The organism is Halomonas sp. H5 (assembly GCF_050613175.1).
GTDB lineage: Bacteria > Pseudomonadota > Gammaproteobacteria > Pseudomonadales > Halomonadaceae > Bisbaumannia > Bisbaumannia salifodinae.
Genome location: NZ_CP192510.1, coordinates 3114197 through 3129344, shown reverse-complemented (window position 1 = coordinate 3129344; position 15148 = coordinate 3114197). Strand labels below are relative to the sequence as shown.

Sequence of the window (15148 nt, the reverse complement as noted above, 5' to 3'; positions counted from 1 at the left end):
ATGAAAGATCGATACGCTTATCTCAATGGGTTTACCTTCGACGACTGCCTCGTGAGAAGCAGTTCGATCATCGGTTTCACTGCTCAGAAGTGGCCGGATAGTGATCCACTCGAGCAACGCCATACGGCAGTCTTTTTCTACTACCCAAAGAAGTCGAAGGAGCGGCAGTGGGCCGTGGTCAGCGTCGGGCATGCAGCCGGTATACATGGTTGCGCCGTAACATCACCGGCGGAACGGTGGGTCTTCCTGATGGACGATGGGGAGGTCTATGTTGTTGGAAAGGGAGACAATGACTACGAGAAGCCAATAGACAGAAAGCCTGACATGTACTTCTCTAACGTCAAATCTGTACGTAATGGGTGGGCTTACGCTGTTGGGCCACGGCGGAAGGTCTATGTCCGGCGCAACGCCGGAGGCTGGACCCAACTGGACGCGGGGCTGTTTCCACAAGGTTCCAATACGGACCTTAGGAATGCGGGGTTTCGCGATATCGACGGCTTTGACGATAAGGATATTTATGCTTGTGGAGGTCGCGGCGACCTGTGGCACTACGACGGGAATGTCTGGATGAATGTGGATGTGCCGACGAACGCCGACCTGCAGAACATCTGCTGCGCCGAGGATGGACTCGTGTACATTACGACAGGGACCAACGGGATTCTTCGCGGGCGAGATGCTACGTGGGAGCTCATTGAACAGGACGTGAGCGACGATATCCTAGAAGCGATCGTCGATTTCAACGGCAAGGTCATTGTCTCTACGATTCCGGAACTCTACTACCTCGACGGCGACGAGCTGAAGGTCTTCGAGCCGAAGAAACCAAAGATGAACTCCCGGGCCCACCTGGCCGCTGGGGATGGGGTACTCGTCGTGGCGGGTGATGACGAAGCAACCATGTACGACGGCAAGTCGTGGTCGGTCATTCTCGACCCCGTACCATAGACTGTCGAGACGGCTGAGGCGGTAAAGGAGGCACAAGCCCGATCCATCAAGTAGGCGAAGTAGTGTATCGTCATTTTTTCATAGATTCAGATGGAATTACCTTGGAGAATAAATTGGTTGTTGTGCCTACGCCTTCCATCGTCACCCAACACGCCGAAGAAGCCGCCTTTCTCTGGATCTTGCGTGACGCCGCGGTCCGCGCCCCTCACTACGATCTGAAAGACCTCGCTCACCTCGATGGTCGGGTCGAGGCGCACATCGACGGCTTGCGGGTCGCGGGACCGACGGGGTGGGAGCTATGTGTCGAGCAGCTTGCCCATGAAGAACCTGGTGAGGTCTTCGCCGCCGCGGTGCTGGCCCTGGAGAGTGGAGACTCGGCGCGGATCCGGCGTGTCTACGAGGTGGTCGGTGCGGCCCCCGAGACGCAGCGCGGGCTGGTGTCGGCGTTCGGTTGGGTCGATCGCGCCTGGTGGCGCGGCGAGGTCAGGGATCTGCTGGCGGCGGAATCTTCCTTCTGGCGGCGGCTGGGGCTGGCGGCGGCGGCCACGCAGCGGATGGACCCCGGTCCCGTGCTGCTGGAGTCACTGCAGGCGGAGTCCCTCATGCTGCGTGCCACCGCTCTGCGGGTGGCCGGTTCTCTGGGGCGAGCGGATCTGCTGCCGGCGCTACAGGCACAACTGAACAGCGACGACGAGGTAGTGCGCTTCTCCGCCGCCTGGGCGGCAACCCTGCTCGGAGATCGCGGTGCGGCGCCTCGGCAGGCCCTGGCATTCGTCGATGCGGATCACCCCCGGTTCGCGGCACCCGCCCTCAGGGTGGCGCTGCGGGCGCTTTCATCCAGCGAGGGGCAGCAGTGGGTGGGGCACTTCGCCCGGCAGCCGCAGACGCTACGCCACGCGGTGGTGGCCTGCGGCATTCTCGGCGATCCGGTCAATATCCCCTGGCTGCTGGAGCAGATGGGGATACTGGAGATCGCCCGCGTCGCTGGCGAATCCTTCACCCTGATCACCGGGGCTGGCCTGGCCGATGAGGACCTGGAAGGGGAGTGGCCCGAGGGGTTCGAGGCCGGCCCCACGGAGTATCCCGAAGACGACAACGTGGCGTTGGACGCGGACGAGGATCTGTCCTGGCCGGAGGCGGCGCTCATCGCCGCCTGGTGGACCCGCCACCAGGCGGCGTTTCGGTCGGGACAGCGTTATCTGCTCGGTCGTCCCTTGACGCCGGAGCACCTGCAATGGGTGTTGAGCCATGGCATGCAGCGCCAGCGCGTGGCGGCGGCGCTGGAGCGCAAGCTGCTGAGCCCCGGTGAGCCACTGTTCGAGACGCGGGCCCGGGGAAGCGCCCAGCAACAGTGGCTCGGGTTGCCTATCCAGGGCGCCTGAGGCGGTCCTTGGCTGACTGACGAAATAGCACTGATTTTTCAGTCGGCTGGTTGTATCTCCGGCGTGACGTTTTTTTCGTCACGGTTTCGCGTGGCCCCGGGACAGCTGCTATACCTCATAGGGCGGGATCAAGGCATCTAGCACCTAGCACTCCCAAGGGGGAGACGATGCCTTTTTGCAGCGGGGAAGGCGGTATCACCCGCGATACATCGGGGCATACCGCGAACACTTCAAATGGGGATCCTTTTGCATGGATGTGCAAGAGTTGCTCGAGCCGCATAGCGAGGAGTCTCCAGCGGGGGTGGATCTGGATGCCGCGGGCGAGATACTCGCGTTGGACATGCTGGCCAAGTGGGGGGCGCCCGACGAAGAGCCAGAGTGGGAGGAGCTACGGCTAGCCAGCCTCGCGGCGCTGAATAAGAGCCACGACCTTCGCCCGGCCGTCTATCTGACGGCCGCGCTGCTTCACACCGATGGGATACCGGGCTTCGCCGATGGGCTGCAACTGCTCCGTGGCCAGCTGGAACAGTACTGGGAGCCGCTGTTTCCGCCGTTGGACGAAGACGGCGATACCATGGAGCGTTCCAGTGCGCTGTACAACCTCACCAACTTTCACCGGGTCCTGAAACCGCTGCGCCACTTGCCCCTGGTGGAGGATCGTGCCGTTGGCCGATTCAGCCTGCAGGATATCGAGATCGCCGAGGGCAAGGTCGAGGCGCCTCAGGGGTATGAGGGGGAACTGCCCCAGGTGGGGGTGATCCAGGCCGTGTTCCAGGCCGCCGGCCAGGAGACATCGCAGGCCTTGGTGGCGGCGATCGTTCGAGCCGTGGACGAGCTGGTGGCCATCGAGAGCCTGTTTCGAGAGCACTGCGGGCCCGAGCAGGCCCCGGACCTATCCCGTTTGAAGGAACAGCTGCAGCGGGTTGGCGTGACGCTGCGAACCTATCTGCCCGAGGGGACCGCGCCAGCCGCCGGTAGTGAGGCCGGTGAGGTAGCGGAAAGCCAGCCAGGCAACCGGGCGCCGGCTAGCCCACCAAACAGTCAGACGGGCGACACCGCTCCGGTGCAACCGGCCATGGCAGGAGATATCCGTAGTCGGCAGGATGCCGTGGCCGCCATGGACCGCATCTCCCGTTACTTCCGCAACCACGAGCCATCGAGTCCGGTGCCCCTGCTGATGGAGCGGGCGAAGCGGCTGGTGGACATGGACTTTCTGTCTATCCTTCGAGATGTAGCGCCCGATGCCGTGGCCCAGGGAGAGAAGCTGCGGGGCGATGGCTATAGCGAGTGACGACGCCTCCCCGGCGGCGCGCAGATGTCGGAGGCGTCACCTGAACCCAGCACCGTGAACCACAGGACTAAAGGGAGTACGCAATCATGGCCAAGCCCAGTTCCCAGAAATTCATCGCCCGGAACCGGGCACCGCGGGTGCAGATCGAGTACGACACGGAGCTGTATGGGGCCGAGAAGGTAGTGCAGTTGCCGTTCGTGATGGCGGTGCTGGCCGACCTGGTCGGCGACAGCCAGGAGCAACTGCCTCCGGTCGATGGCCGCAAGTTGATGGAGATCGACGTAGACAACTTCGACCAGCGCATGAAGGCGCTTCGCCCCAGCCTCCAGTTTGCGGCGCCGAACCGGCTCACCGGTGAAGGCAACCTGGCGGTCGAGCTGGAACTCGAGAGCATGGACGACTTCTCGCCGGCGGCGGTGGCGCGCAAGATCGAGCCCCTGCGGCAACTGCTGGAAGCCCGGCAGCAGTTGGCGAATCTGGTGACCTACATGGATGGGAAATCCGGTGCCGAGGAGCTGATCGCCAAGGTCCTGAACGATCAAGGGCTGCTCGAGACCCTGGGTGCGACGCCGAAGGGCGACGAAGAAACGCAGAGCGAGGGCTAAGTCATGGCCGAGACAGACACCGACAAGGCTCCCCAGAGCCAACCCGAGGCGGAAGAGCTTACGGCGGACGACTTCAGTCAGCTGTTGCAGAAGGAGTTCCGACCCAAGTCCGACCGTGCGCGTGAGGAGGTGGAAACGGCGGTCAAGACCCTGGCGGAGCAGGCGCTGCGAGAGACCACGGTGATCTCCGATGATGCCATCAGCACCATCAATGCCATTATCGCGGAGATCGACGAGAAGCTCACCGACCAGGTCAACGAGGTGCTCCACCACGAGAAGTTCCAGGCGCTGGAAGGCGCGTGGCGGGGCTTGCACCATCTCGTCAACAACACCGAAACCGACGAGATGCTGAAGATCCGCTTCATGCCGATCAGCAAGAAGGAGCTGCACAAGACTCTACGCAAGTACAAGGGCACCGCCTGGGACCAGAGCCCGATCTTCAAGAAGATCTACGAGGAGGAGTACGGCCAGCTCGGTGGCGAGCCGGTGGGCTGTATCCTCGGCGATTACCACTTCGACCATGGGCCCCAGGACGTGGAGCTGCTGTCCGGCATGGCACAGATCGCCGCGGCCACCCACGCCCCCTTTATTGCAGGCTCCGATCCCGGCTTGCTGCAGATGGATTCCTGGCAGGAGCTGACCAACCCCCGCGATCTGACGAAGATCTTCTCCACCCCCGAATATGCCGGCTGGCGATCGCTCAGGGAATCGGAGGACTCCCGGTACCTGGCCCTGGCGATGCCGCGCTTCCTGTCCCGGCTGCCCTACGGCGCCGCCACCGAGCCGGTAGAGGAGTTCGACTTCGAGGAAGATACCGCCGGATCGGATGCGAGCAAGTACACCTGGGCCAATTCCGCCTATGCCATGGGGGTGAACATCAATCGCTCGTTCAAGATGTATGGGTGGTGCACGCGGATTCGTGGCGTCGAGTCTGGCGGTGCCGTGGAAGGGTTGCCGGTGCATACCTTCCCGAGCGACGACGGCGGCGTCGACATGAAATGCCCCACCGAGATCGCTATCAGCGATCGCCGTGAGGCCGAGCTGGCCAAGAGTGGCATGATGCCGTTGATCCATCGCAAGAATACCGATGTGGCGGCCTTCATCGGTGCCCAGAGCCTGCACAAGCCGGCGGAATATGACGATCCGGACGCCACGGCCAACGCCCAACTGGGGGCCCGGCTGCCGTATCTGTTCGCCACGACACGTTTCGCGCATTACCTGAAGTGTATCGTTCGCGACAAGGTGGGCTCCTTCAAGGAGCGCGAGGACATGCAGAAGTTTCTGCAAGGCTGGATCATGAGATACGTCACCGGCGATCCGGCCAATGCCACCGAAGAGACGAAGGCACGCAAGCCCTTGGCGGCGGCCGAAGTAAAGGTCATGGAGGACGAGGCCAATCCCGGTTACTACACCTCGACCTTTCATCTCCGGCCGCACTATCAGCTGGAAGGGCTGAGTGTCTCGCTGCGACTGGTCTCGAAGTTACCGTCCGCCAAAGGGTAAGGGAAGAAAGGGGTAACGGAGGAGAGCAGGACTATGGGGCCGGCGGACCGGATGCGTCCAGCACCGGCGATGCTATGGGAAGGGTGAAGGGGAGTAAGACGTCATGGCTGTAGACATGTTTCTGAAGCTGGAGGGCATCGATGGCGAGTCCGTCGATAGTAAGCATGGAGACGAGATCGATGTGTTGTCCTGGAGTTGGGGGGCGAGCAACTCCGGCACCATGCATATCTCGAAAGGCGGCGGCGCCGGCAAGGTCAGTGTTCAGGACGTTAGCATCGTCAAGTACGTGGACAAGGCATCGACCGCGATCGTACAGGCGGTGACCGTCGGCAAGCATGTCCCGTCGGCCACGCTGACCGTGCGCAAGGCGGGGGGGGATGAGCCGGTCGAGTACCTGGTGATCGAGATGAAGAGCGTCCTCGTCAGCTCCTGGCAGACCGGCGGCTCCCAGGGAGAGGAGCGGCTGACGGAGTCCATCACCCTCAACTTTGCGGAGTACAAGGTGATCTATACCCCACAGAAGAGCGATGGCACGAAGGACGCCGAGGTGGACTTCGGCTACAACATCGCCAAGAACGAGACGGCTTGACGACAGGGGAGCGCGTAACGGTTGGCGGCTCGGCCGATGCTGGGCCGTGGTCCGTCGTCATTCAGGTGCCGGTCGGGAGCAGGGAACATGCCGGAACTGGTGAACAAGGAAGCCTTGCAACCGTCTCTGCTGGATCGGTTGACGGATCGCGCCCGCTTCCTCGAGCGGCTCGGCCTGGCCTATCGGGACGAGGCTCTCGACGAGGCGGGCCTGACCCGTGACATCATTCGGGACATGCTCGGCACCCTCGGCATCGAGCGAGTGGTGGATGAGGACAGTGACGGCATCGAGTGCTGGCAGAATCGCCCGGAAATTCGTCCCTTTCGCCGGGTACTGGAACTCAGGCCGCGACCCCAGGCGCCACCGCTGGCGTCGCTGGTGGATGTCCGGCGGCGTCGCCTGGTGCCCAATCGCGACGAGTCCCGAGATGAGCGGGTGATTTCTTCCCGGCGCCTGCGGCAACTGGTGCTGCGCGATCTGGGCTGGTTGTTGAACACCGGCTGCATAACGGACCTGGTGGGACTCGAGGCATATCCGCACATCGAGCGCTCGGTGCTCAACTACGGCGTGCCGGAAATGGCCGGCACGCACCTGTCGGGGGCCGATGCCCCTCTGCTGGCGGATCGGTTGCGTGCCGCCATCGAGCGCTTCGAACCCCGGCTTCGGCACGTGCTGGTGACGGCCGTCGAGCCGGGGGCCGAGGGGCGGCTCAATACCCTGGCCTTCCTGATCGAGGGCGAACTCTGGGGGCAGCCGCTACCGGAGCAGCTCTACCTGCATACCGAACTCGATCTCAGTGATGCCACGGTCACCGTGCGAGAGGTGGCGGGGCATTGATGACTCTCCGACTCCCAGGCGAATGCTATGGATCCCAGTCTGCTCAGGCTCTATGAACAGGAACTTCGCTACCTCCGGGAGATGGGCGCCGAGTTCGCCCGGGACTATCCGAAGATTGCCGGACGCCTGGGCATGGAGGGGCTCGACTGTGCCGACCCCTATGTCGAGCGCCTTCTGGAGGGGGTCGCCTTCCTGACGGCACGGGTCCAGCACAAGATCGAGGCGCGCTTTCCGGATTTCACGCACCGCTTGCTCGACCTGGTCTATCCGCATCTCACCGCGCCGGTACCGTCCATGGCCATGGTGGTCCTGCAGCCGGACCTGGCGGCCGGGACCCTGGAGGCCGGCTACCGCATTCCGGCGGGGACGGCCCTGCGTAGCCAGCTGGGCAAGGGCGAGAAGACCGCCTGTGAGTATCGCACGGCCCACGACGTCTGCCTGTGGCCATTGCGGTTGACCAAGGCCCGTTACCTGGTCAACCCGGGGACGATGGCGGCGCGGGGGGTGCCGACCCCCGCGGGCGTCCGTTCGGCCATTCAGCTCGAGCTCGAACTGACCAGTGGCGGCAGCCTCGCCGACCTGCCTCTCGATCGCCTGGCCTTTTATCTCCATGGCGGCGACGAACTGCCCATGTGGCTCTACGAGATACTGCATGGCGCCTTCGCCGGCGCCTGCCTGCGCGATGATCCCGACCGGGAGGCATGGATCGATCCCGGCATCGGCATTCGTCAGCCGGGGTTCGATCGCCGGGAGGCGTTGCTGCCCTCGGTCAGGCGCTCCTTCGATGGCTATCGGCTGCTGCAGGAGTACTTCGCCTTTCCCCAGCGCTTCCTGTTCGCCGAGCTCACCGGCCTGCAACCCGGGCTGCGTCGACTGGAAGGGGAGCGGCTCGAGATCACGCTGCTGTTGCGGCGTACCGATCCACGCCTCGAGCACAGCCTGGATGCGGAGGCCTTCCGGCTGAATGTGACGCCGGCGATCAACCTGTTCCCCTACCGCGCCGATCGCATCATCGTGAAGCCGGAGAAGGCCGAGTTCCATGTGGTGCCGGACCGTAATCGCCCCATGGACCTGGAGGTGTATCGGGTCGAGGGCGTCACCGGCTATACCCACAGCCGCGAGGGCGGCTACCCCTTCCAGCTGTTCTACCGGGTCGGGCGCGGCGTGGACGATGCCGAGCCCGGCGCCTACTTCCTCGTCTCGCGCCGGCCGCGGTTGAGCTCCTCCCGCCAGCGTCGACGCGGCAGCCGCACCAGCTACCTCGGTAGCGAGGTCTTCCTCTCGCTGGTGGATGAGCGGCATGCACCTTACTCGGCCGCCCTGCGCCAGCTCGATGTCACGCTGTTGTGCACCAACCGGGACTTGCCGATCCAGATGGCGGTGGGCAAGGGCGCGACGGACTTTACCCTGGAGACGGCGGCGCCGGTGGCGTCGGTGCGTATCCTGGCCGGACCGACGCGACCCAGGGCGGCGTTCCAGTCCGGGGAAACGGCCTGGCGGCTGGTCAGCCATCTGTCGCTGAACTACCTGTCCCTGCTCGATGAGGAGGGCAACGGGGCCCAGGCATTGCGCCAGCTGCTCGAGCTTTATGTCGACCCCGGGGGCCCCCTGGCGCGCCATGTGGAAGGGGTGGTGTCCATCGCGTCGAAGGCCGTCGTCCGCCGCATGCCGGTCAATGGCCCCATCTGCTTCGGCAACGGGCTGGAGTTGCGGCTACGCCTCGACGAGGACGCCTTCACCGGCGTCGGGGCCTTTCTGCTCGGCGCCGTCCTGGAGCGCTTCTTCGCCAAGTATGTCTCCGTCAACGGCTTCACCGAGACCGTCGTCGAGTCGCAGCAGCGCGGTGAAATCATGCGCTGGTCGGTGCGAGCGGGCATGAGGGGTGCGCTATGAGTCTGCCACGATCCCTGACCGAGGCGCCGGAGCGGTTTAGTCTGTTCGCGGCCCTGCGCTGGGTCGAGGCCAGTGCGCCGGACCACGCGCGGTTGGGGCGCAGCCGGCGGGTCGCCGAGGATGGGGTCCGGCTCGCCCAGGTGCCCTCGCTGCGTTTCGCGCCGGGTGAGATCACCCATATCGAGCCCGGCCTTATCGAGCAGGGAAAGGTGCCGCGGCTCTACGCCGAGGGGTTCGGCCTGCTCGGCCCCAATGGCCCGCTGCCGCTGCATCTCACCGAGTATGCGGATGAGCGACGCCGCCTGCACCAGGACCCGAGCTTCGCCGCTTTCCTCAACCTCTTCCATCACCGCCTGGCCTCGCTGTTCTATCGCGCCTGGGCGGATGCCGAGCCGGCGGTGGAGGCGGATCGCCCCGATAACCGCTTCTTCTGGTACCTGGGAGCGCTGGCCGGCTTGGGCACGCCGGGCCTGCAGGGGCGCGACAGCGTGGGCGAGCGCGCCAAGCTGCATCGGGTCGGTCGCTTCGCCGCCATGGCGCGCTGTCAGGAAGGGCTGGAGGACATCCTGGAGGATCACCTCGGGGTCTCGGTCCGGGTGGTGCCCTTCCAGGCCCGCTGGTTGACCATCCCCGAGCACGAGCGCCTCAGCCTGGGGCGCGGCAGGCCGGTCGGCCGGCTGGGGCGGGATGCCAGCCTGGGACGCCGTTCCTGGCAGTGTCAGTTCAGCTTTCGGGTGGTGCTCGAGGAACTGACCCGGGCGCAATACGAGGCCTTCCTGCCGGGACAGCCCGGCCTGACCGAACTCGGCGATCTGGTGCGCGCCTACACCGGCGACGAGTTCCGTTGGGACCTGGAGCTGCGGCTGAAGCCCCGGCAGGCGCCCTTGCTGCGGCTCGCGCGCGGCCAGCGGCTGGGCATGTCTACCTGGGTTGGGCGGCATTCGCAGGAGCGTGTCGCCCGGGCCCTTATCCGTGATGCGCACAGGCGCCGTGGCGCTCCCCGGCGTGGGCCGGGGGCAACCGGCGAGGGAGGTTAGCCGTGGCAGATATCAGTCGTACTCAACTCTTCGGCAAGTTGAATTCGCTTGCCTATCAGGCCATCGAGAGCGCCACCACCTTCTGTCGCCTGCGTGGCAATCCCTATGTGGAGCTGGCGCACTGGTTCCACCAGTTGCTGCAGCAGAACGACTCCGACCTGTTGCGTATCGTTCGCTATTTCGAGCTCGACGCGGCGCGGCTGGCCCAGGACCTGACCCGGGCGCTCGATGCCCTGCCACGGGGGGCCAGCTCGATCACCGACCTTTCCTCCCATGTCGAGGAAGCCGTCGAGCGGGGCTGGGTCTGGGCGACCCTCCGATTCGGCGAGCGCCAGGTGCGCAGTGGCCATCTGGTGGTCGGCCTGATGAAGACCGCCGGCCTGCGCAATGTGCTGCCCAATCTGTCCGGGGAGTTCCGCAAGGTATCGGCCGACCGGCTGGTGGATGAGTGGGACGGCATCGTCGGGGGCTCGCCGGAGGCCGAGCTGGGGGCCACGGCCGGCGGCCCGAGCGAGGAAGCCGGGCCGGTGCCGCCGGCCGAGATGGGTAAGCAGGAGGCCTTGCGGCGCTTTACGGTGGACATGACCGAGCAGGCGCGTCAGGGCAAGATCGACCCGATCATCGGGCGTGATGAGGAGATCCGTCAGATGATCGATATCCTCATGCGGCGGCGGCAGAACAACCCCATGCTCACCGGCGAGGCCGGCGTCGGCAAGACCGCGGTGGTCGAGGGCTTCGCCGTGCGCCTGGCCAGCGGCGAGGTACCGCCGCCGCTCAAGGACGTCTCCCTGCGTTCCCTGGATGTCGGCCTGCTGCAGGCGGGGGCCAGCGTCAAGGGAGAGTTCGAGAATCGGCTGCGCCAGGTGATCGAGGAGGTACAGGCCTCGGAGAAGCCGATCATCCTGTTTATCGACGAGGCCCATACCCTGGTCGGTGCCGGCGGCGCGGCCGGCACCGGCGATGCCGCCAACCTGCTCAAGCCGGCCCTGGCGCGCGGGACCCTGCGCACCATCGGTGCCACCACCTGGGCCGAGTACAAGAAGCATATCGAGAAGGATCCGGCGCTGACCCGTCGTTTCCAGGCCGTGCAGGTACCGGAACCCAGCGAGGACAAGGCCGTGGCGATGATGCGCTCGCTGGCCTCGGTGCTGGAGCGGCATCACCGGGTCCTGGTGCGTGACGCGGCGCTGACCGCCGCCGTCCAGCTGTCGTATCGCTATATTCCGGCCCGCCAGCTGCCTGACAAGGCGGTCAGCCTGCTGGATACCGCCTGTGCCCGGGTGGCCATATCCCAGCATGGGGTCCCGGCGGAGGTGGAGGACAGCCGGCGGCGTATCCAGGTGCTGGAAACGGAAGCGGAGATCATCGCCCGGGAGCAGGCGGTAGGCCTGCCGATCGAGGAGCGGGACCGGCAGGTGGCCGAGGCCCTGGACGACGAACGGCAGCATCTGCAGGCGCTGGAGGCCAACTGGCAGCGGGAAAAGGCGCTGGTGGACGAGATCCTCACGCTGCGCCAACAACTGCGGGAGCGGGCGGGCAGCGTCGATACGCCCCCGGCCGAGGAGGGCGCCGAGGCGGCTCCCTCCCCGACGGGGCAGGCGACCGCTGCCGGTGAGGCGTCGGAGGACAACCCGCAGGCCCCCTCGACGGAGGAGGCCGAGGCGGCGGCCGGCGACGAGTCGGCGTTCGACCCGGCGGGGGCCCTGGCGCGACTGGAGGAACTGCAGGAGGAGCTCGACCGGCTGCAGGGCGACGCCCCGCTGATCCTGCCCAGTGTCGATGCCCAGGCCGTGGCCTCCGTGGTGGCCGACTGGACCGGCATTCCGGTCGGGCGGATGGTCAAGGACGAGGTGACGACCGTGCTGAACCTGTCGGATCGCCTGGCCGGGCGGATCAAGGGACAGGATCATGCCCTCGACATGATCGCCCGGCGGGTCCAGACCTCCCGGGCCAACCTGGACAATCCCGGCAAGCCGGTGGGGGTGTTTATGCTGGCCGGCCCGTCCGGGGTCGGCAAGACGGAAACGGCGCTGACCCTCGCGGAACAGCTCTACGGCGGCGAGCAGAACCTGATCACCATCAATATGAGCGAGTTCCAGGAGGCGCATACGGTCTCCACCCTGAAGGGGGCGCCGCCGGGGTACGTGGGCTACGGTGAGGGGGGCGTGCTGACCGAAGCCGTGCGTCGCCGCCCCTATAGCGTGGTGCTGCTCGATGAGGTGGAGAAGGCGCACCCGGACGTGCACGAGATCTTCTTCCAGGTGTTCGACAAGGGCAGCATGGAGGATGGCGAGGGGCGCCTGATCGACTTCAAGAACACCCTGATCATCCTCACCACCAATGTCGGCACCGACCTGATCATGCAGGCCTGCGACAGCGGTCGGCGACGCCCCGACGCGGAGGAGCTCAACAAGCAGCTGCGCGGGCCCCTGCTGCAGGTATTCCCGCCGGCCCTGCTGGGACGCATCGTGACCATTCCCTATTATCCGCTGGGCGACGACATGCTGCGGGATATCATTCGCCTGCAGCTCGGCCGGGTCGGACGGCGGGTGCAGGAGAGCCATGGTGTGCCGTTCAGCTACGATGAGGCGGTGCCCGAGCTTATCCGCGAGCGCTGCATCGAGCTCGAGAGTGGGGGGCGGATGATCGATGCCATCCTGACCAACTCCCTGCTGCCCGTGCTGAGTCGGGAGTTCCTGACGCGTCTGGTGGACCACCGTCCCGTGGAACGGGTGCATGTCAGCGTGGAGAATGCCGAGTTCGCCTATGCTTTCGATGACCGAGGGGGATAACCGAGGCCTTCGTTGCCAGAGCGTGGGCCGGGCCCCGCTTGACGCTGATACACGAGTGGTTGACGCTGAGGGAAAGAGGCCTGCCTGCCGCGCCCTTCGCCGGCAGGCGGCCCCGTGAAGATGCCTTCAGGATGACACAAGGGGCGGTTGCCGAACCGATTATGGCTAGAGCGCGGATGATCGATGTGGATTATTACAGCTTCAGGCAACTGCTGAAGGAGGCGACGGATCGCGGAGGCCGTATCGAAACCCGCGATACCGAGCGCTGGAATGCCTATATCAAGGCCCACAAGCTCAACGCCACCGCGGCGCGAGCCATTGCCGCCACCCGCTTCGACTCCCCCGAATCGGTGATCATCGATCTTGGCGGTCAGGGCGATGGCTTGTATGTCTTTTCGGATCTGGAAGAGGGCTGTCTGCGCCTGGTGTACCAAGGCTAGCAGTCTGTCGGGATCGCCCTGGCAAGGACGCCGGCAGGCCACTACGGTTTGAGTAGACCCGAGATCAGGGCGCAGCGTGGCTGCGTGACGGTTTCGGGTGCCCACTTCACCCGAGTTGGGGGAGGCTCATGGCACTGACGCTGACGGTGATCAACGAGGCTGCGTCGCGGTTGGGGGAGCAGGCCAGTCACCGCTGGTTCGACAAGGGCGGAACCCTGGGCAGGGCACCCAACAACGACTGGGTCTTGCCCGATCCGAAGACGGAAATCTCGCGCTGCCATGCGCGGATCCGCTACCAGGACGGTCGCTATTTCCTGGAGGACTCGAGTGCCAATGGCATCCTGCTGGCCGATGGCATGACCCGGCTGGATCCGGCAGAGCCTCTGCTGCTGCAGGATGGGCTGGAGTTCCTGATCGGCGATTGCCGCATCCGGGCCCAGATCGATACGCAAGAGGCCGACACGCAAGAAGAGGCGGTGCTGCGGCCGGCCTCTGAGCCGCCCTTGCCGGGCAACCTCGCCGACAACGAGGTGCCGGATCCCCTGGAGTTGCTTGGCGGGGCCGTGGAGACGCCATCGACGGGGCCGAAAGCCTCGCCATCCGACCGCTCCTACCTGAGTGAGCACTTCAGTGCCCCGCGTTTTACGGAAACGCCTCCGCAGGAGGCGCCGCCTGAGCCCCCGGGCGCCGAGCCTTCTCCTCCGCCATCCGCGAGTGAGCCGCCAACGAGTGAGGTGCCCCCCGAACCGTTGCTCCCGGATGACTGGTGGCGCGACCTGTCCGGCCCGCAAGCGACGCCTCCACCGCCACAGCCGCCTGCGTCACCCCCTCCGCCTTCACCGCCACATCCCCAGGCGCCGCCAGCCGAGCCGGCGCGGGATGCCGCTGGGCCCGAGGCGCCGTCGCCTCGTGACGCGGAGTCAAGCGACATCCCGAGTGAGCCGCCGTGTCCCGTGGTGCCACCAGCGCCGGCATCGCCGCCGCCGGAGGCGCCGCCGCTGCCGGAAACAGGACACGACCAGGCCAGTGCGCCGCCGCCGGAGGCGCCGTCCATGCCGGAGCCCAGGGTCGACCAGGCCAGTGCGCCGCCACCGGAGGCGCCGCCCATGCCGGAGCCAAGGGGAGACCAGGCCAGGGTGCCGCCGCCGATGCCGGAACCCGGCAGTGATCCGGCTGAGGCGGCTGCACCGGCGGCCGGACGCTCGGATCCGGCGCTGCGGCAGCTGCTCGCGGGGGCCGGGCTGGACCCGGACCGGGTACCACCGGAGCAGGCCGAGGAACTCGGCCGTATCCTACGGGTGGCCATCCAGGGGGTAATGGACCTGCTCAAGGCGCGGATGGAGGTCAAGAACGAGTTCCGCATGTCGGTAACGCTGATCCAGGCGCGGGAGAACAATCCACTGAAGTTTTCCACCAGCCCCGAGGATGCGCTGCACAACCTGATGATCAAGCACAACCCCGACTACTTGGCGGCGGTGGAGGCCTTCGAGGCCGGCTTCGAGGACCTGCGTTTCCACCAACTGGCGATGTTGGCGGGCATGCGCAGCGGCTTCTTCGAGATGCTACACCAGTTCGATCCGGCTCATCTGCAGGCCCGATTCGCGGAGAACGACGAGCGCGGATCATTGCTCGGGCGCATGAGCGGGCCGAGATACTGGCGTCAGTACCAGGCGCACTATGCGGAGATACAGCGCGATAGTGAAGGCTATTTCAATCGGCTGTTCGGCGAGGCGTTCTGCGACGCCTACGAAAAACAGATCCAGGCCCTCAAGGCCCATTCCCAGCAAGGCAGGGGGTGACGGTTCTCGGCAGGTATCGAGGGTGAGGTCATCATGGG

Annotated in this window: 12 protein-coding genes; all 12 read left to right on the top strand. The window is 65.6% G+C overall.

The window, feature by feature from the left end:
- Nucleotides 1-942, top strand: a complete 942-nt coding sequence (locus ACQ1W9_RS14435; protein ID WP_431023995.1) for a hypothetical protein — start codon at nucleotides 1-3, stop codon at nucleotides 940-942.
- 101 nt (nucleotides 943-1043) lie between these two features.
- On the top strand, nucleotides 1044-2324 hold the full coding sequence (locus tag ACQ1W9_RS14430; RefSeq protein ID WP_431023994.1) for a TIGR02270 family protein: 1281 nt from the start codon (nucleotides 1044-1046) through the stop codon (nucleotides 2322-2324).
- Between the two features lie 250 nt (nucleotides 2325-2574).
- Nucleotides 2575-3615 carry a type VI secretion system protein TssA gene (tssA, locus tag ACQ1W9_RS14425; RefSeq protein ID WP_431023993.1) on the top strand — a complete coding sequence of 347 codons (1041 nt, stop codon included), beginning with the start codon at nucleotides 2575-2577 and terminating at the stop codon, nucleotides 3613-3615.
- Nucleotides 3616-3701: 86 nt separating this feature from the next.
- Nucleotides 3702-4220, top strand: a complete 519-nt coding sequence (gene tssB, locus ACQ1W9_RS14420; protein WP_431023992.1) for a type VI secretion system contractile sheath small subunit — start codon at nucleotides 3702-3704, stop codon at nucleotides 4218-4220.
- Nucleotides 4221-4223: 3 nt separating this feature from the next.
- Nucleotides 4224-5723, top strand: a complete 1500-nt coding sequence (gene tssC / locus ACQ1W9_RS14415) for a type VI secretion system contractile sheath large subunit (protein ID WP_431023991.1) — start codon at nucleotides 4224-4226, stop codon at nucleotides 5721-5723.
- Between the two features lie 103 nt (nucleotides 5724-5826).
- Nucleotides 5827-6312 carry an Hcp family type VI secretion system effector gene (locus ACQ1W9_RS14410; protein WP_431023990.1) on the top strand — a complete coding sequence of 162 codons (486 nt, stop codon included), beginning with the start codon at nucleotides 5827-5829 and terminating at the stop codon, nucleotides 6310-6312.
- Nucleotides 6313-6399: 87 nt separating this feature from the next.
- Complete coding sequence (gene tssE, locus ACQ1W9_RS14405; protein ID WP_431023989.1) at nucleotides 6400-7149, top strand: type VI secretion system baseplate subunit TssE; 750 nt, start codon at nucleotides 6400-6402, stop codon at nucleotides 7147-7149.
- A 27-nt stretch (nucleotides 7150-7176) separates the two neighbouring features.
- On the top strand, nucleotides 7177-9042 hold the full coding sequence (gene tssF / locus ACQ1W9_RS14400; protein WP_431023988.1) for a type VI secretion system baseplate subunit TssF: 1866 nt from the start codon (nucleotides 7177-7179) through the stop codon (nucleotides 9040-9042).
- The gene (tssG, locus tag ACQ1W9_RS14395; RefSeq protein ID WP_431023987.1) at nucleotides 9039-10079 is read left to right on the top strand and encodes a type VI secretion system baseplate subunit TssG; all 1041 of its coding nucleotides are present in this window, start codon (nucleotides 9039-9041) and stop codon (nucleotides 10077-10079) included. The genes tssF and tssG overlap by 4 nt, the downstream gene beginning before the upstream one ends.
- Before the next feature lie 2 nt (nucleotides 10080-10081).
- Nucleotides 10082-12871 (top strand): type VI secretion system ATPase TssH, encoded by a 2790-nt coding sequence (tssH, locus tag ACQ1W9_RS14390; RefSeq protein WP_431023986.1) that lies wholly within the window; start codon nucleotides 10082-10084, stop codon nucleotides 12869-12871.
- A 176-nt stretch (nucleotides 12872-13047) separates the two neighbouring features.
- A complete protein-coding gene (locus ACQ1W9_RS14385; protein ID WP_431023985.1) occupies nucleotides 13048-13311 on the top strand; it encodes a hypothetical protein in 264 nt (87 codons plus the stop codon).
- A 128-nt stretch (nucleotides 13312-13439) separates the two neighbouring features.
- Nucleotides 13440-15110 carry a type VI secretion system-associated FHA domain protein TagH gene (gene tagH / locus ACQ1W9_RS14380; protein WP_431023984.1) on the top strand — a complete coding sequence of 557 codons (1671 nt, stop codon included), beginning with the start codon at nucleotides 13440-13442 and terminating at the stop codon, nucleotides 15108-15110.
- Nucleotides 15111-15148 lie beyond the last annotated feature (38 nt).